Source organism: Qipengyuania profundimaris, assembly GCF_030717945.1.
GTDB lineage: Bacteria > Pseudomonadota > Alphaproteobacteria > Sphingomonadales > Sphingomonadaceae > Qipengyuania > Qipengyuania profundimaris.
Genome location: NZ_JAVAIM010000001.1, coordinates 2,786,852 through 2,809,215, shown reverse-complemented (window position 1 = coordinate 2,809,215; position 22,364 = coordinate 2,786,852). Strand labels below are relative to the sequence as shown.

Annotated in this window: 18 protein-coding genes and 2 pseudogenes; 5 read left to right on the top strand and 15 right to left on the bottom strand. The window is 60.0% G+C overall.

Annotated features, from left to right (window positions below):
* Position 1 precedes the first annotated feature (1 nt).
* From Q9K02_RS13900 to dmeF, 5 genes are all read right to left on the bottom strand, one after another.
* A complete protein-coding gene (locus tag Q9K02_RS13900; RefSeq protein WP_305933521.1) occupies positions 2–3,265 on the bottom strand; it encodes an efflux RND transporter permease subunit in 3,264 nt (1,087 codons plus the stop codon).
* Between the two features lie 37 nt (positions 3,266–3,302).
* Positions 3,303–4,451, bottom strand: a complete 1,149-nt coding sequence (locus Q9K02_RS13895; protein WP_305933410.1) for an efflux RND transporter periplasmic adaptor subunit — start codon at positions 4,449–4,451, stop codon at positions 3,303–3,305.
* Positions 4,452–4,462: 11 nt separating this feature from the next.
* A complete protein-coding gene (locus Q9K02_RS13890; RefSeq protein ID WP_141457928.1) occupies positions 4,463–5,716 on the bottom strand; it encodes a TolC family protein in 1,254 nt (417 codons plus the stop codon).
* Between the two features lie 63 nt (positions 5,717–5,779).
* Positions 5,780–6,154 (bottom strand): hypothetical protein, encoded by a 375-nt coding sequence (locus Q9K02_RS13885; protein WP_305933409.1) that lies wholly within the window; start codon positions 6,152–6,154, stop codon positions 5,780–5,782.
* Positions 6,155–6,277: 123 nt separating this feature from the next.
* Positions 6,278–7,231, bottom strand: a complete 954-nt coding sequence (gene dmeF, locus Q9K02_RS13880) for a CDF family Co(II)/Ni(II) efflux transporter DmeF (RefSeq protein WP_098104448.1) — start codon at positions 7,229–7,231, stop codon at positions 6,278–6,280.
* 383 nt (positions 7,232–7,614) lie between these two features.
* Here dmeF and Q9K02_RS13875 point away from each other — a divergent pair.
* Positions 7,615–7,956, top strand: a pseudogene (locus tag Q9K02_RS13875) (PAS domain-containing protein); the annotation flags it as partial.
* Positions 7,932–9,692: a TonB-dependent receptor gene (locus tag Q9K02_RS13870; protein ID WP_305933408.1), complete on the top strand. Its 1,761-nt coding sequence runs from the start codon at positions 7,932–7,934 to the stop codon at positions 9,690–9,692. The pseudogene Q9K02_RS13875 and the gene Q9K02_RS13870, both read left to right, overlap by 25 nt.
* Positions 9,693–9,858: 166 nt before the next feature.
* Here Q9K02_RS13870 and Q9K02_RS13865 read toward each other — a convergent pair whose 3' ends face one another.
* Genes Q9K02_RS13865 through Q9K02_RS13855 form a run of 3 tightly spaced genes read right to left on the bottom strand, consistent with a single transcriptional unit; the run spans position 9,859 to position 11,735 of the window.
* The gene (locus Q9K02_RS13865; protein WP_046903607.1) at positions 9,859–11,190 is read right to left on the bottom strand and encodes a dihydrolipoyl dehydrogenase family protein; all 1,332 of its coding nucleotides are present in this window, start codon (positions 11,188–11,190) and stop codon (positions 9,859–9,861) included.
* Positions 11,183–11,395, bottom strand: a complete 213-nt coding sequence (locus Q9K02_RS13860; protein ID WP_053833516.1) for a GDCCVxC domain-containing (seleno)protein — start codon at positions 11,393–11,395, stop codon at positions 11,183–11,185. The genes Q9K02_RS13865 and Q9K02_RS13860 overlap by 8 nt, the downstream gene beginning before the upstream one ends.
* Positions 11,388–11,735: a mercuric transporter MerT family protein gene (locus Q9K02_RS13855; protein ID WP_082347936.1), complete on the bottom strand. Its 348-nt coding sequence runs from the start codon at positions 11,733–11,735 to the stop codon at positions 11,388–11,390. Before Q9K02_RS13855 ends, Q9K02_RS13860 begins: the two co-directional genes overlap by 8 nt.
* A 75-nt stretch (positions 11,736–11,810) precedes the next feature.
* On the opposite strand from Q9K02_RS13855, the gene Q9K02_RS13850 reads away from it, so the two are divergent.
* Positions 11,811–12,200, top strand: a complete 390-nt coding sequence (locus tag Q9K02_RS13850; protein WP_046903606.1) for a MerR family transcriptional regulator — start codon at positions 11,811–11,813, stop codon at positions 12,198–12,200.
* Positions 12,201–12,684: 484 nt separating this feature from the next.
* Here Q9K02_RS13850 and Q9K02_RS13845 read toward each other — a convergent pair whose 3' ends face one another.
* The 4 genes from Q9K02_RS13845 to Q9K02_RS13830 form a co-directional block, all read right to left on the bottom strand.
* The gene (locus tag Q9K02_RS13845; RefSeq protein ID WP_103025102.1) at positions 12,685–13,431 is read right to left on the bottom strand and encodes an NUDIX hydrolase; all 747 of its coding nucleotides are present in this window, start codon (positions 13,429–13,431) and stop codon (positions 12,685–12,687) included.
* Positions 13,432–13,508: 77 nt separating this feature from the next.
* Positions 13,509–15,095, bottom strand: coding sequence for an ABC1 kinase family protein (locus tag Q9K02_RS13840; RefSeq protein WP_160673265.1), 1,587 nt, complete (start codon positions 15,093–15,095; stop codon positions 13,509–13,511).
* Positions 15,092–15,658, bottom strand: a complete 567-nt coding sequence (locus tag Q9K02_RS13835) for a MarR family winged helix-turn-helix transcriptional regulator (protein ID WP_160673262.1) — start codon at positions 15,656–15,658, stop codon at positions 15,092–15,094. The genes Q9K02_RS13840 and Q9K02_RS13835 overlap by 4 nt, the downstream gene beginning before the upstream one ends.
* Before the next feature lie 330 nt (positions 15,659–15,988).
* Complete coding sequence (locus Q9K02_RS13830) at positions 15,989–16,174, bottom strand: MarR family transcriptional regulator (protein ID WP_228135198.1); 186 nt, start codon at positions 16,172–16,174, stop codon at positions 15,989–15,991.
* A 263-nt stretch (positions 16,175–16,437) separates the two neighbouring features.
* Here Q9K02_RS13830 and Q9K02_RS13825 point away from each other — a divergent pair, with 263 nt between their 5' ends.
* Together Q9K02_RS13825 and Q9K02_RS13820 are read left to right on the top strand one after the other, a co-directional pair.
* Positions 16,438–17,325, top strand: coding sequence for an alpha/beta fold hydrolase (locus Q9K02_RS13825; protein WP_011415890.1), 888 nt, complete (start codon positions 16,438–16,440; stop codon positions 17,323–17,325).
* Positions 17,322–17,735 (top strand): hotdog fold thioesterase, encoded by a 414-nt coding sequence (locus tag Q9K02_RS13820; protein WP_305933407.1) that lies wholly within the window; start codon positions 17,322–17,324, stop codon positions 17,733–17,735. The genes Q9K02_RS13825 and Q9K02_RS13820 overlap by 4 nt, the downstream gene beginning before the upstream one ends.
* A gap of 155 nt (positions 17,736–17,890) precedes the next feature.
* Here the strand turns inward: Q9K02_RS13820 and Q9K02_RS13815 are convergent.
* The 3 genes and pseudogenes from Q9K02_RS13815 to Q9K02_RS13805 form a co-directional block, all read right to left on the bottom strand.
* A pseudogene (locus tag Q9K02_RS13815) lies at positions 17,891–18,070 on the bottom strand (IS3 family transposase); the annotation flags it as partial.
* Between the two features lie 311 nt (positions 18,071–18,381).
* A complete protein-coding gene (locus Q9K02_RS13810; RefSeq protein ID WP_305933406.1) occupies positions 18,382–21,114 on the bottom strand; it encodes a TonB-dependent receptor in 2,733 nt (910 codons plus the stop codon).
* A gap of 166 nt (positions 21,115–21,280) precedes the next feature.
* Positions 21,281–22,351: an acyl-CoA dehydrogenase family protein gene (locus Q9K02_RS13805; protein WP_063511640.1), complete on the bottom strand. Its 1,071-nt coding sequence runs from the start codon at positions 22,349–22,351 to the stop codon at positions 21,281–21,283.
* Between the last annotated feature and the right edge of the window lie 13 nt (positions 22,352–22,364).

Genomic DNA, 22,364 nt, shown 5'->3' with positions numbered 1-22,364 from the left:
GTCATGCGATGTCCTTCAGCTCGCGCTGCTCATCGCTTGTCACGTTGCGCCGCAGCCGGTCCCACCAGCGCTGTCGCCAGGTCCGGTCATCTTCTCTGGTACTGAAAACCAGCTTCAAAATTGCGGGCAAGACGAAGAGGGTCAGAGCGGTAGCGGTGATCAACCCTCCGATGACCACTGTCGCCAAAGGACGCTGCACTTCCGCGCCGGTCCCCGTCGCAATCGCCATCGGCACGAAGCCGAGCGATGCAACGAGCGCGGTCATGAGAACCGGCCTCAGGCGCGCCAGGCCACCGGCCACGATGGCGTCATCGAGCGCCATGCCCCTGTCGAGCCGCTGACGGATCGCAGTCACCATCACGAGCCCGTTCAAGGTCGCTACGCCCGACAGGGCGATAAAGCCTACCGCCGCAGAAACCGAGAATGGCATCCCGCGCAGGGCCAAGGAGAATATTCCGCCTGCCAGGGCCAGCGGGATCGCGCTGAACACGGCGAATGCCGGCACCCAGCCCCCGACCGCCATGTAGAGCAACAGGAGAATGACCGCGAACGCGATGGGAATGACGATCTGAAGTCTTTCCTGGGCAGCCTGGAGGTTCTGGTATTGACCGCCCCACTCGATAAACGCGGCAGCGGGCAGTTCGACCTGCGCCGCAACCCTTTCCTGCGCCTCTTCGACGAAAGACCCGAGATCGCGCTCCCGCACATTGGAGGAGACGATGACCAGTCTGCGTCCCTGTTCCCGGCGTACCTCCGCGAGACCATCCACCACACGGAACTCGGCAACCGAGCGTAGCGGTATGGTTGCCCCGTTCGGGAGAAGCACCGGCAAAGCACCGAGCTGGTCGAAATCGTCGCGGGTCGCGTCCGACAACCGCACAACCACATCGAAGCGGCGATCGCCTTCGAAAACGAGGCCCGCAGGCCGACCGCCCAGTGCGATCGCCACCGATTGCGCAACGTCTTCGACCTTCAGCCCGTAACGGGCAATCGCTGGCCGATCGAAGGCAATATCGAGGGTGGGGAACCCGGTCACTTGCTGGACCTTGACGTCCGCGGCGCCGTCGACATTGCGCAGCACGCCCGCAACCTCGTTCGCCGCCGAGGTCATGGCGCTGAGATCGTCTCCGTAGATCTTGACGGCAACATCTCCGCGAACGCCTGCGATCAATTCGTTGAACCGCAATTCGATCGGTTGGCTGAACTCGTAAAGGTTGCCGACGAGACTGCTGAGGGCGCTCTCCATTTGCGCGACCAACTCGTCCTTGGCGAGGTCGGGATCGGGCCATTCCTCACGGGGTTTGAGGATCACGTACGCATCGGAAGCGTTCGGCGGCATCGGGTCACTGGCCACTTCCGCCGTGCCCGTCCGCGAAAAGACGAGCTCGACCTGCTCAAACTGCTCGAGCCGGTCCTCGACCCGCCTTTGCATCGCGAGCGAACGTTCGAGCGATGTCGAAGGAATACGCAGCGATTGCACGGCGATGTCGCGCTCGTCCAATTGCGGTGTGAACTCGCTCCCGAGGAAGCTGAACACGAAGGCCGCAAAGGCGAAGATGCCGACGCCCATGCCGATGACCGGCCAAGGGCGGGTGATCGCCCTGCGGACCAGCGGTCCGTATCGCTCCTTGGCGATCCGGATCGGCTTGACCTCCTTTTCCGTCAGCTTCTTGTTGAGCAGGATGGCGATCATTGCCGGGACGAAGGTCAGCGACAACACGAACGCCGAGGCGAGCGCGAGCATGACCGTGATCGCCATGGGCGAGAAGGTTTTGCCTTCGACCCCGGTAAAGGTCAGAAGCGGTGCGAAGACGAGAAGTATGATCGCCTGCCCGTACACAGTCGGCTTGATCATTTCCTGCGCGGCAAGCCGCGTTTCCGTCAACCTTTCGCCCAGTGTGAGAAGCCGGCCTTCGTGTTCCTGCCGGGCCGCGAGCCTCGCGACGCTGTTCTCGACGATGATGACGGCACCATCGACGATCAGGCCGAAGTCCAGCGCACCCAGGCTCATGAGATTGCCCGACACGCCGAGCCGGTTCATTCCGATCGATGCCATCAGCATGGAAAAGGGAATGACCAGCGCCGCGATGATCGCTGCCCGGATGTTGCCCAGCAGCAAGAACAGGATCGCGATCACCAGAAGCGCGCCTTCAACGAGATTCTTCTCGACGGTCGCGATCGTCGCATCGACCAGCGAAGACCGGTTGTAGACGATCTCCGCGACAATTCCTTCCGGCAGGGAGCTGCGAACTTCCTCGAGCCGTTCGGCCGCCTGGGCCGACACGGTGCGGCTGTTCTCGCCCGCGCGCATGAGCACGGTGCCCACGACCGCTTCATCGCCGTTCAGCGACGCCGCGCCCGTTCGCAGGTCGCCACCGATGCTGACCGTGGCGACGTCTCCTACGCGAATGGGGACTCCTTCGCGTGTAGAAACGACCGCCTGCTCGATATCCTCGACACTGCCGAGGCGCGCATCAACTCGGGCGAGGAGGGCTTCGCCTGCCCGCTCGACGAAATTGGCCCCTTCGGCGAGATTGGCCGCTTCCAGCGCATCGATCACTTCGTCGAACGATAAACCGTACCCGGTCAATCGCGCGGGATCGGGTTGGACAAGGTATTGCTTTTCGAAGCCGCCGATCGAGTCGACACCCGCCACACCGTCGACCGACCGCATGAGGGGGGCAACCACCCAGTCCTGGATGGTTCGCAGATAGGCAGCCTTGGCAACATCGCTGTCGAGCCGGTCGCCACGTTCGGTCACAAAGCTCCCGTCGGACTGCCAACCGACCGCTCCGCCCAGCGGTGCTTCCTTGCCGTCAGGAAACTCGTACTCGATGGTATACATGAGCACTTCGCCCAAGCCGGTCGAGATGGGTCCCATCACCGGTTCGGCACCCTCGGGTAGGGAGGCACTTATGGGCGTCAGCCGTTCGTTGACCTGCTGACGCGCAAAATAGATGTCGGTCCCTTCCTCGAAAATCGCGGTCACCTGGCTGAACCCGTTGCGCGATATTGAGCGGGTCATCTCCAGACCCTCGATACCGGCAAGCCCGGTTTCAACGGGATAGGTGACCTGCGTTTCGACTTGCGAAGGCGACAGGGCTGGTGCCTCGGTGTTGATCTGCACCTGTACATTGGTGATATCGGGCACGGCATCGATGGGCAGGCGCAGCAAATTCACCACGCCATAGATTGCCACACCGAGCGTCAGTACGACCATCGCCCAGCGAAAGCGCACGGCGACGTCGAGGATCATGCCGATCAGGCCATGGCGGTGGGAGCGATCCGCGTCCTGCATGTGATCAGTGTCCATGCTCGGCCTCCTCCTTCTCGAGTTCAGCCTTCAGCAAAAAGGCATTGGCGGTGGCGATCCGCCACTGCGCTTCGAGACCGGACTCGATGACCACGCGTCCTCCCGAACGCGCACCGGTGACCACCGGACGGGCTTGAAACCCGCGGCGCGTGCGAACGAAGACCACTTCTGCGCCATCGATTGTCTGGACGGCACTTTCCGGCACCGACATGCGGCCTGTATCGACCTCACCCGAGGGGCGGATACGTGCCTGCAGGAAGGCCCCGGGTTGCAGACCGGGGATCGGTCTTGCCAGCGACAGGACCGCCGTAGCGCTGCGGCTTTCGGGATCGAGCGAGGGAGTGACAGACCGCACGCGCGCACCCACTTCCCGGTTGTCCGCGATTTCCAGCGTCGCCTCGTCGCCAGGCTGGATGCGGCTTGCTTCAGCCGACGGGAGGGCAACCTCGACCTGCATGCCGCTCGGATTCACGACCTGATAGAGTTCTTCCCCGGCATCGACGAAGGAGCCGAGAACGATAGGCGCCGAGGTCACTCGGCCTGCGAGCGGGCTCGTGACCGCAAGGGAGCGCCCGTCGCCGCTAACGCCCGCCGCGGAGACTGCCGCCTGGGCGCGCGCAAGTTCCGACTGGGCGACCTGCAGATTTGCTCGCGCGGCCTCGAGATCCTGCCGTGCGGTGACATTGGCCTCGAACAGGCGGCGCTCCCGATCGTAGGCAGCGGACAGTTCGTTGACCCTCACGCGCGCTGCGCTCAACTGCGCTGCGAGAGCAGCCGCGTCGGCGCTCTCGATGCGGGCAATCGTCTCGCCCTGCCTCACGTAATCGCCCAGCGTTTTGCCGACACTGCGGACCACGCCCGCCGCGCGGGCATCGATGCGGGCACTTGCCGTCGGGCTTGCCGCGACGGTGGCCGGGAAGACCAGCTCGACCGCCGATCCCTGGCCGACGGTTTCGACCACTATCTGGGACGCTTCAATTTGTTCGGCGCCAAGCAGGACAAGGCCTTCGGGAAGCTCGACCTCCTCACTCGTTTCCTCAATGTGCTGGTCGGCACTGCCACTTGGCCACAGCATAAACACTGCAGCGGCGATTGAAACGATCACGCCGATAAAAACGGCCAGACGTCTACGGTTCATTTGGAAATACCTCATTGTGCGCCGAGCCAGATCAGCGTCGCCGCCAGGCGGCCACGATCTTCCTGGGCTTGAATCAATGCTTCACGGATGGTGTCGCGCGCTTCGGCCGCAGCCAGAACTTCGATCAGCGGAAATCTGCCGTTGCGGTAGCCAATCCGAACGAGGCGCAAGGCTTCCTCGGCTTGGGGCAAGGACGTCTCCGCGAGGGTCTCGACCCGCGCTTCGGCTGCCAGAAATTGTCCGCGAGCCTGCGTGACCTCGAGTTCGAAATCGGTGCGGGCAATCGCCTCCCGTGCCGTCGCGGCGCGAAGCCGCGCCTCGGCAGCAGCGATGTTTCCCTGGTTGCGATTACTGAACGGAAACGGGATCGAAACGCCTACGAGGAACGCCTGGTCTCTGCTTTCCTCGAACCGTCGGACACCGGCGGATATCGCCGGATCCGGAATGCCTAAAGAGCGTTCCCGGGCGATCGCGGCATCTGCAGCCTCGCGTTCGGCACGGGCGACCTGAAGACGTAAGGCCGAAGGCGAGGCGAGCAGCGTCGCCGGAGGTTCGATCTCGGGGAACACCGAAGGCACGTCCGTAGCAGGTGTTGCCTCGCCCCAAAGCGCGGCGAGCGCAGTCCTCGCCGCACGGTCGGCGGCCAGGGCCGCTTCAAGCTCCGCGAGCGCCTCCGCAAGTGCCGCTTCGGCACGAAGCGAGCGCAGGGGAGGCTCCCGTCCGACATCGACCAGTACGCCTGCGATCCTGGCAAGCTCGCGATTGCGCTCGACTATGTCCCGCGCGAGTTCCAATCGGGCTGCCGCGGAGACGGCTTCGACATAGCGTTCGCGTACCGATCGCCCTAGCTGAGCAACCGAGAGCGCTCCTGAAAGGGCCGCGACGCGCGCTTCCGCCTGGGCGGCGCGGACGCGCGCTCCCCGTTTGCCGCCCAATTCGAGCCGCTGGCTCAGGGACAAAGTGTACTCGGTGGCCTGCAATCCCGAAAATGCGCCGCTTCCGGCAATGTTTTCGGCTTCGAAAGCAATTTCGGGGTTGGGCCGCAGCCGCGCCTGGTCGACCAGGGCCCGCGCCGCGTCGGCTTCGGCCCGCGGTCCGATCAGGCGCGGATTTTCTGGGGGCTCATCTGCGCTGTCGACGATGCCCGCACGAGCGAGCGCAGCTTCGAGCGTCAGAAGCTCACGCTCCTGCGCCGCCACGGTCGTGGCTTGAGCGGCGAGGAACAGCCCTCCAAGGAGGACCCCTCGCCAATGAATGGCTGACATTTTTCGAAAATTCCTCTGCTGACGATCCGAACTGCGCTGCGGCATGCAGCGCGGTGACGGTCGTCAGGCGCGAGGGGGGCGCTTCAGTCGGTCGGCAATTTCGGAAGCGAGCGCTTCGGCGGGAGGCGCATCGGGAACCACGACCAAGTGAGGGACCGAATTCTTCTGCACGGTGCCGGCAAAGCTCGCCCCGTGATGGCAATGGCCGTGTCCACACACGCCGTGTTGCTCGGCCGGCGCATCCGGATCGCCCGGCACTTCATCGGCGGCTGCGGATGACGCAGACGCGCTATCGAGCGAAGCCAGAACGGGCGTGCTTCCGGGCGCCACTTCGGCACCGCAAGCAGCAGCATCCGCCGCCGTCACGAACACCATCGCGACCAGCATGAGCAGGACGACGAAAGGGTGCAGGGCAAGGCGACGATAGCTTGTAGTCATGGATTCCAATGGCTCCTAGCAAACCGCATCAAGATTGCAAGTTCCGTAACACGATGAAGTATAAGTCTTTTGTTATAGTATAACAGTCCTCGAATACTGTTTCGGTCTTTTAGAACGGCGCGATCAGGCCGCGCGAAGCTCGGGATGCGGATGCTCGCAGCGATGAACTTCGATCGTGACGTGCACATATTCTGCATGCTCTGAAAGTCGGCTGGCATAATTGTCGGGCGCGAGCGGATCATCGGCGATGAGCGAGGCGATGACTGCATACTTGCCGGGACCGATCCGCCAGATGTGCAGATCGCCGATCGCGGCGTCCCGGTCCTCGAGCGCCTCGCGCACCTCTGTGTACCGTTCAGAGGCCGCTTCGGCGTCGACAAGCACGGCAGCGGTATCGCGCAGCAGTGACCATGACCAGCGCCCGATCACGAATGCACCCACCAGCCCCATTGCCGCGTCCATCCATGCCCAGCCGAGGTACATGCCGGCGAGAAGGGCCACGATAGCCAGGACCGAGGTCAGGGCATCGGCAAGCACGTGGAAATAGGCGGAGCGCAGATTGTTATCGGCATGCGCATGGTCGTGGTGATGATGATGGTCATGATCATGCCCATGGTGATGATTGGCACCAAGCAGCCAGGCACTCGCGAGGTTCACCACGAGGCCGAGCACGGCGATCCAGATCGCCTCGGTATAGGCAATCGTGAGCGGACTGACGAACCTTTGAGCCGATTCAACCGCGATCCCGATTGCGAAGATGGCGAGGACAAGCGCGCTCGCGAAGCCGGCGAGGTCGCCCACCTTGCCGGTACCGAATGTGAAACGCGGGTTGTTCGCATGGCGCTTGGCAAACCAGTAGGCGAAGGCCGCGACGCCCAAGGCACCTGCATGGGTCGCCATGTGGATACCATCGGCGAGAAGCGCCATCGATCCAGTCCACAGCCCCGCAACAATTTCGATCACCATCATCGCGGCGGTCAACGCGACAACATAGCGCGTGCGCTGCTCATGCGCGTCGTGCGAAGCGCTCAGAAAGTTGTGATCATGGGCGAGCGGTTTAGAGTCGGCGTGGTGCATGCGAGGCTGATAATCGGTATTACGGAAGGGCGAAACCTGAATGGAGCTTTCGACTCCGAGACCGAGGTGAATTTCGGACCTAGTAATTCCTTCCCGTCAGTCAGACCGAGAATCTGGTATTGCGAAAAGTAGGACCTCACTTCTCGCGATATCCGCTGCATTTACTCTCAATCCTACCTGTGCGATGAGCGTCAGCGTTTGAAAATCAACAAGATACGACAGGTATCCTATCGGTCCGATTCTGTTCATCCCGGGAAGGTCACAAGCTGGCCATGAATGCAAAAGTCATCACGAATTTCCAGCTTGGCAGCCGCGAATCCTCCTCGGCGCCGGATGTCTTGCCCTTGGCTACAGAGCATGCGCTGCAATCCGCCGGAGCTGCTTTCCATGCGCTCGCCGACACCATGCCGCAGATGGTTTGGTCGACTCTTCCCGACGGCTCCCACGATTATTACAATGCGCGCTGGTATGAATTCTCGGGTGTCCCTGTCGGATCAACCGACGGCGAAGGATGGGCCGGGATGTTTCATGAGGATGACCAGGCCGATGCATGGAATAAATGGAACCACAGCCTCGCTACCGGCGAACCGTACGAGGTTGAATATCGCCTGAGGCATCACAGCGGTGATTATCGCTGGATGATCGGTCGTGCGCTGCCGATCCTCAACGAGCAGGGTGAGATACAGCGCTGGATCGGCACTTGTACGGATATCGACGAGCAGAAGCGCACCGCCCTCCAAAACTGTTTGAAAGCGTCCAGGTCCTCAACGGCGCCAGCGCCTTCCTGAACGGTGCAGCACCGGGCGGATCGGGACTTGGCGGAAGCGTCAATCTGCAGCTCAAGAGGGCCGGAGACACCGACCTCAATCGCGTAACCGTTTCAGCCAGCGAGAATGCCCACTTCGGCGGCAGCTTCGATGTCGCTCGCCGCTTTGGCCAGAACGGCGAATGGGGCGTTCGCCTGAATGCAGCCTATCGTGACGGCGAAACGTCGATCGACCGTGAAGATCGCCGCACTCAGGTCGTGGGCGGTGCGATCGATTATGACAGTGGCCCGCTACGGGCAGCTCTCGACCTGGCGTTCCAGAATGTCCGGATCGACGCCTTGCGGCCGAAGGTCACCGTCGGAAGCGCAACGATCCCCGCCGTTCCCGATGGCGATGCGAACTATGCGCAGGATTTCACCTACACCGAACTGCGCGATGTTTTCGGCGCGCTGGCCGTGGAATACGATCTTGCCGACAATGCATTGGCATACTTCAGGGCCGGTGCGCGCGACGGGCGCGAGGAAGGCATTTACGGCGGCATTACCGTTCTCGATGCCGGTAGCGGTGCTGCCGGCGGCACGGCGCTGTTCGTCCCGCGGACCGACAATAACGAAGCGGTCGAAGCTGGCATCCGCGTGAAGTTGGGCGAAGCGATCACCCACGAGTTCAATTTCGGCGGCAATGCCAGCTGGCAGGTGAACCGCAACGCCTATGATTTCCGTTACGGGCCTGGTTTTGCCGGCTACGCCACCAATATCTACGACGCCCCGCAGGTCGAACTGCCGTCTTCGGCCCTCGTCGGCGGCGACCTTGAGGATCCCTTCCCGATTTCGCGGACGCGGCTCTGGAGTGCTTTCGCATCGGACACGATCGGGATGATCGAAGACCGTTTGCAGGTCACGGCGGGCCTGCGCCTGCAATCCATCAATGTGAAGAGCTACAGCTATTTCGGCGGCGACCTGGCGACCGAATACGATGAAAGCGCAGTCACGCCCGTAATCGGCGTGGTCCTCAAGCCCTTCGATGGCCTGTCGCTATATGGCAACCGGATCGAGGCGCTCCAGCAAGGTCCGACAGCGCCCCTCGATCCGGCGCTCGTCAGCAATCCGGGAGAGGTGCTCGCGCCCCGCAAGTCGCTGCAGTACGAGGTTGGAGGCAAGCTGGCACTGGGCGATGTCTTCGTCGGTCTCGGCGCCTACCGCCTTGAGCGACCGGGAGAGGGTGTGCTTGCCGACGGCAGCTTCGGATACCTCGGGGATCAGACGCACCAAGGCATCGAGTTCACGGTCAACGGCGATCTGACACCCAGCCTGAGACTGATCGGCGGCGCAGCTCTGACCGATGCGAAGCTCGTCAGCGGCAACGAGGTACCTGGCGTTTCCGAATACACCGCCAATGCAGACTTGGAGTGGGACTTGGGCTTTGTGCCTGGCGCGACGATCACAGCGCGTGCAGTGCACACGGGTCCGCAGTGGGTCGATGCCGCCAACACGCTCGAACTCGATAGCTGGACGCGTATCGATCTCGGTGCGCGCTACGTCTTCGCGGCGGACGACACGCCGGTCACGCTCCGCCTTTCGGCCGATAATATCACGAACGAAAAGTACTGGGCCAGCGCGTTCGACGTCTTTTCTGCCGCACTGCTGCAAGGAACCCCGCGCACAATCAAAGCCAGCATCTCTGCCGACTTCTAAGTTGGGCTGCGATGGGTCCGCTAGTGGTCAGTCCGGTCCTGGTCGACAAGGCGCAGATAGCGGACATTCGGCTTGCGACCCGTGAGCGGACATTGGTCGCATTACACCGCTGTGTGAAAGCAGTCGTTGGGTTGGAATGGAGAGAACTCCGGCGATCGGGTGCTGCTCAACCCAACATAGATCCGGCGTCGGAGGCAGCTGTAGGGTAAGCAAACATAGTCGATTTAATATCGTCCGCATTAAGCCCATGTCGGATGGCTAAGCCGAAGATATTGATCAGTTCGTCAGCGTCAGGGCCGACCAGGTGAGCCCCAAGGATGCGTCCTGTTCCAGTTTCGACCAGCACCTTGTGGCCGTAGATCTCTTCGTTCAGCCGCCTTGCCGAAAACCAACCTGGGTGCGATCCAGCATTCACCGTGAAATCCAAACCTGCCTCGTGCGCCTCGCTTTCCAGCATTCCGACCCGCGCCGCCGGCGGCTCCGTGAAAAGTGCACTAGGAACCCCACAATAGTTCGGAGCTCGGCCGCTATCTTCGAGTATGTTCTCAAGAACCACTTTGGCATCATGACTGGAGACCGGAGTCAGTGGCGGACCATTTGCAGCAGCGTCACCCGCCGCGAAGACTTTGGGGTTGCTTTGGCTTCGTAGTTGAGCGGTAAGCACCAAGCGACCCTCGTCACAGGCGACGTCTCCCGCCCCCAGATCGAGCGAACCGATCGCAGGGACTCTTCCGGCAGCGTGCACCACCAAGTCCCCTTCGATCCTGCGGTCGCCAGCATGGACGGTCAGAACGCCGCCTCTCTTCGCTACGCTGTTCACCTCGGCGTCCACGATTTCAATGCCGAGATCGTCGAAACTCGGCATGAGCCAATCGACCGTGTCAGGGTCGAAGGCTTTCAGAATGCGGCCTCGTTGGATGATGGTCACCTTTGCACCTGCCCGCGCCGCGAGGTGGGCAAATTCCGCAGCTATGTATCCACCGCCGACGAATACGATCCGATCTGGAAGGGTTTCGAGTTCTAGGAATGCATCGCTGTGGGTCAGCAACGGCTCGCCTTCGATGCCAAGTGATCGAGGCTCCGCCCCCGTCGCGATAAGAGCGTGGGAAAAACACAGTTCGGTCTCGCCTATCACGATCCGGCCGGGGCCAGCGAAGCGAGCCGTGCCGTGGAAGGTCGCGACGCCCTTTCGCTCGTAGCGAGCTTCCTGCTTTTCAGGGACGGGGTCGGTGAAGCTGCGCTTGAATGCCTGGAGGTCACCCCAGTCAATCGAAACAGAACCTTCGATACCCTTCCCCTTCAATCGCCTGTGTGCAGCGAGCGCTTCCTCTCCACTCACCATCATCTTTTTCGGATCGCACCCTCGGAGCGCGCATGTGCCACCGTAGGGCCTGTAATCGATAACCGCGCAACGCTTCCCGGCGTCGGCCATCTGGTGGACCGCGACCTGCGCAGCCGTTCCCGATCCGATCGCAATGAAATCGAAAGCCTCAGCCATTGCAGCAGTCCCCTTCCTGTATCGGAGGACAGCGAACTGTGCCGTAGGAGCAGAACACGCAGCAATCGCCGTGGAGCGGCTTGAGACGCACGCCGCAGCCCGTGCAAGTGTAGAAGAACATGCAGGCGTTGGTCGGCATTTCCATGTCTTCTTCATGACCGCATTCGGGGCAGCGCAAGCGCGAGATCAGGATCGGATCAGCCATAGAGGAAGGCACCTGTCAGCAGCGCAGCACCGATGGCAATCCCTATGGCGGTCAGCGCTCGATAGGTCGGTGATCCGCATGCACTGTCCGCCGGGCATGTTTGTGCCTGCCTAAACTGCCAGAGCAAACGGAGGGTCGCAGCGAGGAGAAGAGCCGACGCGAGGGTCAGCAGGGGGAGGCGATAGGGGGCTACGACAGGCGAGATGCTGCCAAGCCACGCGGAACCCACACCAACTGACGTAAGCGTCAATGGGAGTGCACAGCAAGCAGCTGCTCCGAAGGCAGCAAAGACACCGCTGCCCGCCGCTAATCCGTTCCACCATGTGCTGAAGCTGCGCACCAGTCGTCCCTTTCCAAAACCCGATTCCCGCAATTATTTACAGTCTGTAGCAACTACAGACTCAAGGGGTTTCGTGTGAAAATCGGTGATGTATCGAAACAGACCGGATGCAAAATCGAGACAATCCGATATTATGAGCGGATAGGAGTCATCGACCCGCCTCCACGAAGGGGCGCTTACCGCGACTACGGTCCTCGGGACATCGAGCGGCTGCGTTTCGTTCGGCGTGCGCGCGAACTCGGCTTCTCCCTTGAAGAGGTGCGGGCGCTGCTCGACCTCACACCGGGGCCCGATGTGCATTGCGATCAAGTGCAATCAATCGCGGAACAGCATCTCGGGAACGTCCGCGCCAAGCTGGCGGACCTCGCGCGCATGGAAACTGCTCTGACAAAATTGATCAGGCAGTGTGGCACTACCAGTGATGATCGGTGCCCGGTATTGGAAAGCTTAGCCGGCGAAGGCTAATCCAGCAGATCCAAGCTACGGACCAACGTTCCATCCAACACTCACAATTGACTCAGCCTGCCAGAGCAGAAAAGCAAGCGGTCCGCTTTCGGGCACCTTGCTATGCGCGGGCTACGTCCAGAATCCGGGCGTATTGTGTTGAAAAACTCTGCCACCCGTTTTGGTCGGTAACACTAGAACTTTGGCACGCCTCGTAGTGTAACAATGATTCAAGCGGCAAGCTCACTCTGAATTTTTGTTGCCCGAAATTAACCTCCGGCGCGGCGGGGCCGACTTTTTCAACACAATACGGGCGTAAAGCTGACATTGATATCGCCAACTCGCATAGGGAGAAATTGAATTTGGAGTCCCGAAAAAGGCATCGAACCAATGCATTAGACGGCTTTTGAGGGCCTTTTGAGGGCTTTTTGGAGACGACCGAATTCCTAGCTATCTGATAACACGTAAAAAATTATTTCGAATGTGATGCCTCTTCTGGGGCAGGTCAGTAACCTGCATCCTCCGGGATGGTCAGGATATTCTTGCCATCTCGCTGCAAGACCCGCGGCAGGACAGGCAAGATCGTGCGCGCCAGCGCGCGATCTACGCAGTCCGCAGCACTGTTCGCCTTGGACAACAGTTCCAGGTTCAGTCGGGTCGGGAAAATGACCGTGCGCTCGCCCGATTTGCCCATCTCCAGAGCACGATTGGGTGACAGCCATTCTGCATCCACCGTCTCATAGCCATCGCACGCGGCAATCTGGCGTTCGGGGGCTCGAGCGACGTAGAACCAGGTGTCAAACCGTTTCTTCATGAAGACCGGGGTAATCCACCGGGCAAAATCGGTGAGACTGTCGAGCCGCAAGATCACATCGGACTGCCGGACGACATCGAGGAACGATCTTTCGCCCTGTTCGACTGCCCTGCGGCTGTCCGGGTCACAGGCCCCTTCGAAAGGGCTGCCATCGCGGTTGACCGCCAGCAAAATGCCAGCCTCCTCGTAAGCTTCGCGGATCGCAGCGATCTTTAAAATTCTCTGGGTCGTATCGACCTGATCCCACCCGTCAGAGTAAGCGGCCCATTCCTCCAAAGAATCATCTGAATGGGGTTTCCCGCCAGTGAAGACCAGTGCTCCAGATGCGAAGTCGATCTGATGATGTCGCTTCACCATGAGAACCTGAAACTCCGGTTCATCCCGCACCAGCAGCATGGTGGCGGCAGGCACCGCCTCGGCAGGTTTCTGCTCGGTCATTTCCACTCTTCTCCCCGGATGTAGCCAATATCGGTGCCGGGCGGCCGTGATCGAAGCGTTTCCAGCGTATGGTCTTATCAGTTCCATCTAGGAATGAGTGCTAATCCCGCGCAAGCCAGAACAATTCCTGCCAGTAACAACGATTGGTCGGCCAGCAAAGCGGCAGAGACGATCAACGCGCCGACCACGGGACCCTTGACGGGGGTGCTGCGGTGCCCTTCCCGCGTCAGATGGTTCAGACTGGCTGGGTCGATGGAAACCTGAATCGTACCCGATCGAGCGACCGAGGTAACGTTCTCGATTAGCTCGGGCAGCGATGCCGAGAAATCCAGCAGGCCACTGCGGACCTTGGCCAAATGATCCCGCGCGGCTCCGATCGAAAATCGCTCGGCAAACAATTGCATCACGATCGGCTTCGTTTCTTCGGCGATATTGTAGTCCGGCGCCAAAGAGCGAACGAAGCCCTCTGCGGTCAGCAGGGTGCGCAGCAAAATAGCGAGGTCGGGCGGCAATACGAGGCGATAATCGCGCAATAATCCGAAAACCCGATCGAAAATTGCCGCGAATTCTATCCCGGCAAGAGCTGTGCCGCTAAATTCCGCGATCAGCTCATCCAGGTCCATCACCAATTGCGCGCGATCCACGAGTGGATTGCCTGCCCAGTCGAGCAGCAGATCGGCCACCTTGTCTATCTGTTCGTTCGCGATAGCGAAAATCAGTCGGACGATTTCCTGACGCCGCGCGCCGCTGAGAAAGCCGACCGAGCCGAAATCGATGAAGCCTACCTGGTTCCCTTCCATCCAGAAGACGTTGCCGGGATGCGGGTCGCCATGAAACTCTCCATTGAGAAGGATCATCCGTAGCACTGCATCGGCATAGCGCTTCGCGAACTGGGCATTCCCTGCCGGATCAGTTGCCGGGTGCCGCGACGCGGGCTTTCCGCCCAGGGCTTCCTGCACATTGATCGTCAAGCCTGTGAGTTCCCAGTGGATCGCGGGCGTCTTCACCCCAAGCATCTCCAGATAACCGCCAATCCTTTCACAGGCACGTGCTTCTGCCGCCAGGTCCATCTCCCGCGCTAAATTCTTGGCGAATGTCTGAAGGAATTCCACGGGTCGATAGCGGGCAATGTCGCTTGACCGACGCTCGGCGAGGCCCGCGAGCCGTGTCAACAGCCTCATGTCCGCCTCGATCCTAGACGCCATGCCGGGTCGGCGGATTTTCACGATAGTCTCGCTTCCGTCCAGCAGGGTTGCGACATAAGTCTGCGCGATAGAGGCTGAGGCGATCGGGTTTCTCTTGAAAGCGGCGAATTCACGTTCCCAGTCGCTGCCCCAAGCCGATACAATCACCGGTTCGATCTTATCGAACGGCAGCGGTTCCACCTGGTCGTGGAGAGTGCCGAACGCGGAAATCCAGGGTTGTGTAAACAGATCGCTTCTGGTCGCCAGGAGCTGGCCAAGCTTTATTCCGACAGGGCCGACATCGCGCAACAGCGCCACCACCGATGCAGGACGCAAGTCCTCGGTATCTGGCTCATTCTCCGAAACCGGCATAAAGCCAAGCAAGCTTCCGAGATTTTTCAGACCGTGCCGGGCGAAAATCTGACCGAGTTCTGCTAGCCGCGTCAGTTCACCGACACTGTTTTCCAGATCATGCTTCATCGGCTTTCTTCGCAAGTGTCAGCCTGCTTCTGATTCTCCGCAACTTTTCGAAGCATCGTACGCAGGAGGTCGATTTGAGGCGCAGACATTCCCTTCCAGAGAATTTCGTGGAGTCGATCAGCCGCTTCGCGCAGTTCCGGCCAGATGGTTCTTACTTGCTCGGTGAGGTGGAGGTTCCAAACTCTTCGATCGTGCGCCGCCCGCTCTCGCTCGATCAAACCTTTTTCAACCAAAACTGCGACAGCCTGTCCTATCGTCGCCGATTCAAGCTCGAGCAGGCGAGAAATCTCGGTCTGTGTTAGCGTAGGTTCTCGCAACAAGGACGCGATGATCCGCCATTGTGTTTGATTGAGGTCGAGCCCCACGATCAGAGCGTCGAAGGTCCGCCGAGCGGTCCTGTTCACCTCTTCTAGCAAATAAAGGATGTCATCCTTTTCGTTGGGGGCGTAATCACGTATCTCATCTTTCGGCATATGCTTATCCATAGCGCTATCTTGGAAGACTCGCGCATGCCTGGCGTGTTCAAGCTCAGCGTCAACCATATTCGCTAGCAGTGCCGCCATGCAAACACTCGCTGATTTCACGCTACAGCAGAAACTGAATCCGATGGTCGCTCAAGCTGATAAGGAACCGAACGGCGCTGGGTGAGTGCGGGGGCTCCGGCCACCTCGCCTGCCACGACTGCCGGGATGTTATGATCGCATGCGCTCGGCGTCCCTCATCTGAGCATCAGACCCCCTGAAGGGCAAACGCGGGCGTGAACGCGGGGCATGGGCTCGATTTCGAGTGATTATGGCTCGCTGCCCAGATTGTCATGCATCCTAGCCAGCGATCCGCGTAAGCGCTCCAGTTCCCCAAAACGGATCCCCCCGAGCAAGCGAGCATACATTGCATCAGCTTCTACTCGCATCTTGGGAAGTAGCTCGATTGCGGCAGGGCGTAAATGAACCCGCCAAACGCGCCTGTCGTTCTTCGCGCCTGCGTCTTTCCACCAGCTCAAGTTCTTCCAGGCGATCAATAGTCTGGCCGATGCTAGCGCGCTCTAGCTTCAGTTCCCGAGCCAGCTCTGTCTGGGTCATGCCTGGGCTCCGAAAGATAAGCCAATATACGCCATTGCGTCCGCGTGAGCCCGAATTGTTCAACCGAAGAATCGGCGGTCCTGCGCAAACGCCGGGTCACTTCCTCCATAAGAAAGAACAGCCGATCGGTATCGGTGAGGGAACTTGCCCCCCTTTGTATCCGCGTCATAGCCCGTCATGGCAGCCATCTAGGGCAACCTACCATAGCGGATCAGGAAATAAAGCCGTTTACTGTAAATCGATTTACAATATGAGGTTGCGGTATGCAGTCGCAAACTTTCCATATCGGGGGAGATGGTGGCATCTCCATAGCAGCCGAAGCGACCGGAAATGCCGATGCTTTACCGGTCTTACTCGCGCATGGGGGCGGCCAGACCCGTCACGCATGGAAACGTGTCACAGCCGATCTCGCCAATGCGGGATTTCGTCCGATCGCAATTGATATGCGCGGTCATGGCGACAGCGAATGGTCTGCCGAGGGCGCTTACGAAACGCGCGACTTCGCTTCAGATCTCGTTGCGATCGCTTCAAAAATGGACCGCAAGCCAGCGCTCGTCGGGGCCTCCCTTGGCGGGCTGGCCGGACTGATCGCCGAAGGACACCTTGCGCCGGGCCGCTTCGCGTCGCTCACTCTCGTCGACATCGCGCCGCGTATGGAGACGGGGGGCGTTATGCGCGTAGTCGGCTTTATGGAGGAGCACGTGGAGACCGGTTTCTCTTCACCGGACGAAGCGGCAGAGGTCATCGCGCGCTACATGCCACATCGCCGCAAGCGCGGAGCCGGCAAGGGCTTACGGCGCTATCTGCGAGAGAAGGAAGACGGCCGCTACTACTGGCATTGGGATCCGGCCTTTATCCGCAACATCACACTAGCCAAGCGAAGCGATCCGGCTCATCAGGAACGCCAGTTTGATGCGCTGAACGATGCAGCCAGCAGGCTTTCGCTGCCATTGCATATTATTCGCGGCGGATCGAGCGATCTGGTTTCCGAAGACGCGGTCGCGCAATTGCTCGAACTTGTTCCACACGCTGAATACACCGACATCGCAGAGGCAACACATATGGTGGTTGGCGATGCCAACGATGCCTTTTCGGCAGCGATACTCGATTTTCTCAAGCGTAATCACAGTCCGCAGGGAGCCGTTACATGACCGATAATCTGACAAGGATCGATCCTAAGCGCCTCGAAGAGATCCTGCAGATTGCCCCGTTTCACCGGTGGCTTGGCCTCACTTTACGGTCATGCTCGAACGAGCAGCTTGAACTGGAGATGCCTTGGCGCGACGAGATCGTGTCAAACCCGGCAATCGGTTCAGCGCATGGCGGCGTGCTCGCCTCTCTGATCGATTTAACCGGGCTCTACACCTTATTGTCGCAAGGTGCAGGGGCCAAGGCGACCGCCGATCTGAGGGTCGACTACCACCGCCCGGCAACCTCGGGACCACTCGTAGCATCGGGCAAAATAATCAAGATCGGTAAAAATATCTCGGTCGCTGAAACACGTGTATACGGTCCTACTGGCAACCTTTTGGCTAGCGGCCGCGGTGCCTACGTATGCTAACAGCGTTATCCTAATGGAACTAACTGCAGGGCGAAAATTAGCAGGTCTGTTCCTCGAAGACCTGCAAAATAGTCCCACGACTTTCAGAGCGAATTGCGTCGCGATAGCCGCCTTCCAATGAGTGACGTGACCCCCTGATCTTCCCCCAGCTGGGATTAGAGCCGAGCTGCGTTGATGCGTATGAGCGCGGTTGAAGCAATGGGCTGCGCAGCGGAGCCCGTAGGGCGTGGCGAAGCAGGCCATTGCTTATCTAGTTCGGCGGCGAACGCCGCCGGTGTCGCGTAGCCAAGGGATGAGGGCGGTCTCTTTCGGTTGTAGTCTTCCACCTGACCTGCCCCATCAGGGTGGTCCACCGGTTAAGTTAGAGTTCCGGCGGTTGGGGTCGCCCTGCTGGACGGCCTGGAGCGCAGCGTAAGGCAGCATGGCAGGACGAGGCAAGATCGTTTGTGGGGCCGGCGGCTGGTAGCCCAGCGAAGAGGGATTCATGCAGCGAACACCGCTGCCGGCCTCTCCCTATCACATCATCGACGATATTGAGCACACGGAACTTTTGTTCGGACGCCACCAAGTCGTGAGCAAATAAAAGTTCGAAAAAGAGGGCTCGACACAGCGAAGCGCCGAACCCTCTTGCAATTAGCGAGTAAGTTTAAAACTTGCCGCGCACGGTGATGCCGTAAGTCCGCGGTTCCGCAAGAAAAGCGGAGAACGTTTGTTGCGGAGCCACGAAAGGCGTGTTGAAGGCCACCTGCGTATACCCAACGTCAAACAAATTATTGACCCATCCCTCGATCGCGAAGCGATCCGCAATATTGGTCAGACCCACACGCCCGTTCACTACGACGAAGCTGTCCTGTTCCTTGCCGAAGAGCAGGTCGGAGCCGGTGTTGTAATCACCAGCCATACGAGCGTTCACGAAGACCAGGCCTTCGAGCCCACTGTCGCCGATTGGCGGCGTCCACGTAAGCGACGATGTTGCCACGATCTCTGGTGCATTCGACAGGTTGTCGCCTGGCAGCAAGCGTAGTGCGGGGTCGAGCGGTGCCCCGGTATCGTCCCCGATAAGATTGTCTTCAAAGCTCGTATCAGAATAGGTGACGCCAAGGGTAATATCCAAATCACGAGCGGGCCGTAGATAGGTTTCGATCTCGACACCTTGAGCGATCACACCTGGTGCAACTTCATCGGAAGAGCATGCACCGGTTGTCGCGCTTGCGTCTCTGTCGGCCCCGCCGAGATCGCTATCGCAACTATTGACCGTCTGCACAATGTAGAACGCCCCATTGAACGTGTTCAACTGGAAGTTACTGAACTCTTGCCGGAAGCCTGCAATGCTAACCCCGAACTCGCGTGTCGAGTATTTGAGGCCGATCTCATATGCATCGACTGTTTCTTCATCGAACTGCAGCGCGGCTGCCGAGATATTGGCCGGATCGAACGCAAGCGGATTTGACAGTGCAGACCTGTCGAGGTTGAAACCGCCCGCCTTGTAGCCGCGTGAATACGAACCGTAGACTAGCAGATCGGGAGTTGGCTTCCAGCTCAGGATAGCCGTGCCGGTAAACTCCTCTTCTTCGCGCGAGTCTTCGAGAGAAACTCCATCGAGCTCCAATGTCGAATTGCCTTGGCAGGAAAGGCTGATGATACCACCGGCCAGAGGTGCCAAAGTCGGAACACCCAGAAAGCCTCCGAGCAGATTGCGGTTTGTCGGACAAACCGTGTTGTCGTTGCGGAAAGTTGCGTCGAAGTCCTTGGTTTCGTTTGTATAACGAAGCCCCAGCGTCAAATCGAGCGTATCCGTGATCGCAAAGATATTATGCGTGAAGAACGCGAAGTTCTCACTCGTCTGATTGTAGACCTCGCTGACCGTTCCCAAATCGCTGATGCTTGCAAGGTTGTTGATACCTGCGAGGATCGCCGGGGTTGCAGCGCCGAATGCCGGGCTTCCGGTCAGCGTACCGTCCAATGCCGCCACGTTGGCACCCAGGCAATTGGAAGCCCCCGGATTGACCAAAGCCGGGTTGATCGCGATAGCGATGCGGCACGCTACGAAATTGCCGTACTGGGTGCCGAACCGCAGATTGTCACGCACCTGCAGTTCTTCATTGGCGTAATACGCGCCGATCAACCAATCGAGTTTGCCATCGAAGGCCTCACCGGTAAGGCGCAGTTCCTGAGTGAATGTTTCAAAGTCTCGAGCAAGAGCATTCTCGGTCGGAGCGCGGTAGAGAATATCGACAGTAGTGTAATCGGTGTCAGATCCCTGGCTGTTGGCATATTCACGGTAGCCCGTGATAGACGTCAACGTGACGTTCCCGAAATCCCAATTGATCTCAGCCGAAATACCGTAGTCTTCGGTTTCGCCTTCATAGCTTCTGCCCGGCGTAGGGTACAGGTCGCGGTTGAATGTATCCTGGGTGAGGGCACGCGGATCCTGCCCAAGCGCAAGCAACACGGGAACGATCGGATTTGCGGTACTCGTCAGGGCGGCCCCATCCGATGGCCTCGTAAAGGGATCAAATCCAGCGCTGATCCGTGCAAGCGGAGCAAACTCGGGCTGGACGAACGTCGCGGCACAGCACGCTTCGTCCTTTTTGGAATAATCCCCGACAAGGCGAATGGACAGGTCGTCATTGGGTTCGAACAGGAGCTGACCGCGGACCAGATAACGATCGCGATTGTTGATCGTCCCGCCGTTGGTAATATCGTTGTAGAAGCCGTCGCGCTCAAAATACACGCCGTCCACACGCGCAGCTACGGTGTCGCCAAGCGGAGCGTTTATGCCACCTTCGACGCGGATCGCATCATAGTTGCCATAAGTGAAGGCCCCGTATGCGCTGAAATCGAACTCGGGCGGTGCGGTGTAGATATTGATCAGGCCTGCCGATGAGTTCCGCCCGCCCAGAGTACCTTGGGGACCGCGAAGGATTTCGACCCTGTCGATAGGGCCGAGCTCACTCAGGGCGCTTCCCGAACGAGAGCGATAGACTCCATCGACAAAAACCGCGACCGAACTTTCCAGACCAGGGTTGTCGCCGACCGTGCCGATACCGCGAATACGCGCGGAACCGTTAGCTTCGTTGCCGGTGGAAGACACCAGCAGGGACGGTGCAACCTGGTTCAGCTCACGTATGTCGCTGGCGCCCGAATTCTGGAGGGTTTCTCCGGAAACAGCTGACACGGCGACTGGAACATCCGCCAAGACCTGCGATCGCCCTTGCGCGGTAACAATGATTACGTTTTGGTCTTCGACATCGGCCCCTTCAACCAGATCCGCATCGGGTTCGCCAACATCCTGGGCGAAGGCGGCTGTCGGTGTGAAGGCAAGTGCCGCTGCCAATGCACCAAGGGCGCAATGGTGGCGTGATGGAAATCTTTTCATGTGCCTCTCCTCTAAGAATGTGCCCCATCCTAGGCACTAGTCGATGTTAGAAACGATGCCGATAAGCGCGTTTCATTTCAAGACTTGGTAGATGAATTGACGGATTATTTCACATTGTCGACAAGCATGTGGCAAAAATGCCATGCAGGTCACTACATGCAGGTTTCTAGTAGCCAGAAAGCTTGGAAAATCGGTCCTTTAACCAGCTCGACGAACCGAAGCTCTGCTCCAGCACGCGGGCGCGCTTGAGATAGAAGCCGACGTCGTACTCATCGGTCATGCCGATCCCGCCGTGCAGCTGGATGCCCTCGTTTGCCATGGTGTGCATAACGCGGTTGGCTTCCGCCTTGGCGATGGTCGCCGCGCGCGCCACGCCGAAGCCGGCATCGACGGCTTGCAGGCCCGCCTCGACCGCGCTGCGCATCTGGGCGAGATCGGCGAAGAGGTCCGCCATGCGGTGTTGCAGCGCCTGGAAGCTCGCCAGCACCTGGTTGAACTGCACGCGCTGCTTCAGATAGTCGAGCGTGTCGTCGAACACTTGCTGCGCCATGCCGAGCATTTCGGCTGCGGTGAGCACGCGCGCGCGGTCGAGCACGTCATCGAGCAGGCTGTCGCCGCCATTGGCGAGCTTCTCCGCCGCCGCGCCGTCGAAGGTGACGTCGGCATGGCTGCGCTGGTCGGTCAGCTTGCGGGTGGTGAGCGCGACGCCGTCGCCTTTCTCGACCAGGTAAAGCCCGTCCTTCGCCGCGACGACGAACAGGTCCGCACCATGCGCTTCATGGACGAAGGCCTTGGTGCCGCTCAGCTTGCCGTCGGACACACTGGTCTCGATCTTCGCAGGATCGTGGCTCGGCCCTTCGTCGACGGCGAGGGTGGCGATGGCCTCGCCGCTCGCCAGCCTGGGCAGCCACCTGGCCTTCTGCTCGTCGCTGCCGCCAAGAACGATCGCCGAGGCGGCGACGGTGTTCATCACCAGCGGGCTGGCGGTGAGCGTCTTGCCGAGTTCCTCGACGACGAGGCCCGCGGACAGGAAGCCGAAGTCCGACCCGCCATGCTCTTCGGGGATGATGACCCCGGCCCAGCCCATCTGCGCCATCGTCGCATAGGCGTCGCGGTTGAAGGCTTCGGGCTCGCCGCTGGCGCGGACCTTGCGGAATTCGGTGACCGGGCTTTCGTTGACGGTCCATTCGCGCGCCATATCTCGCAGCATTTCCTGTTCTTCGTTGAGAACGGCCATTGTCCTTGCTCCC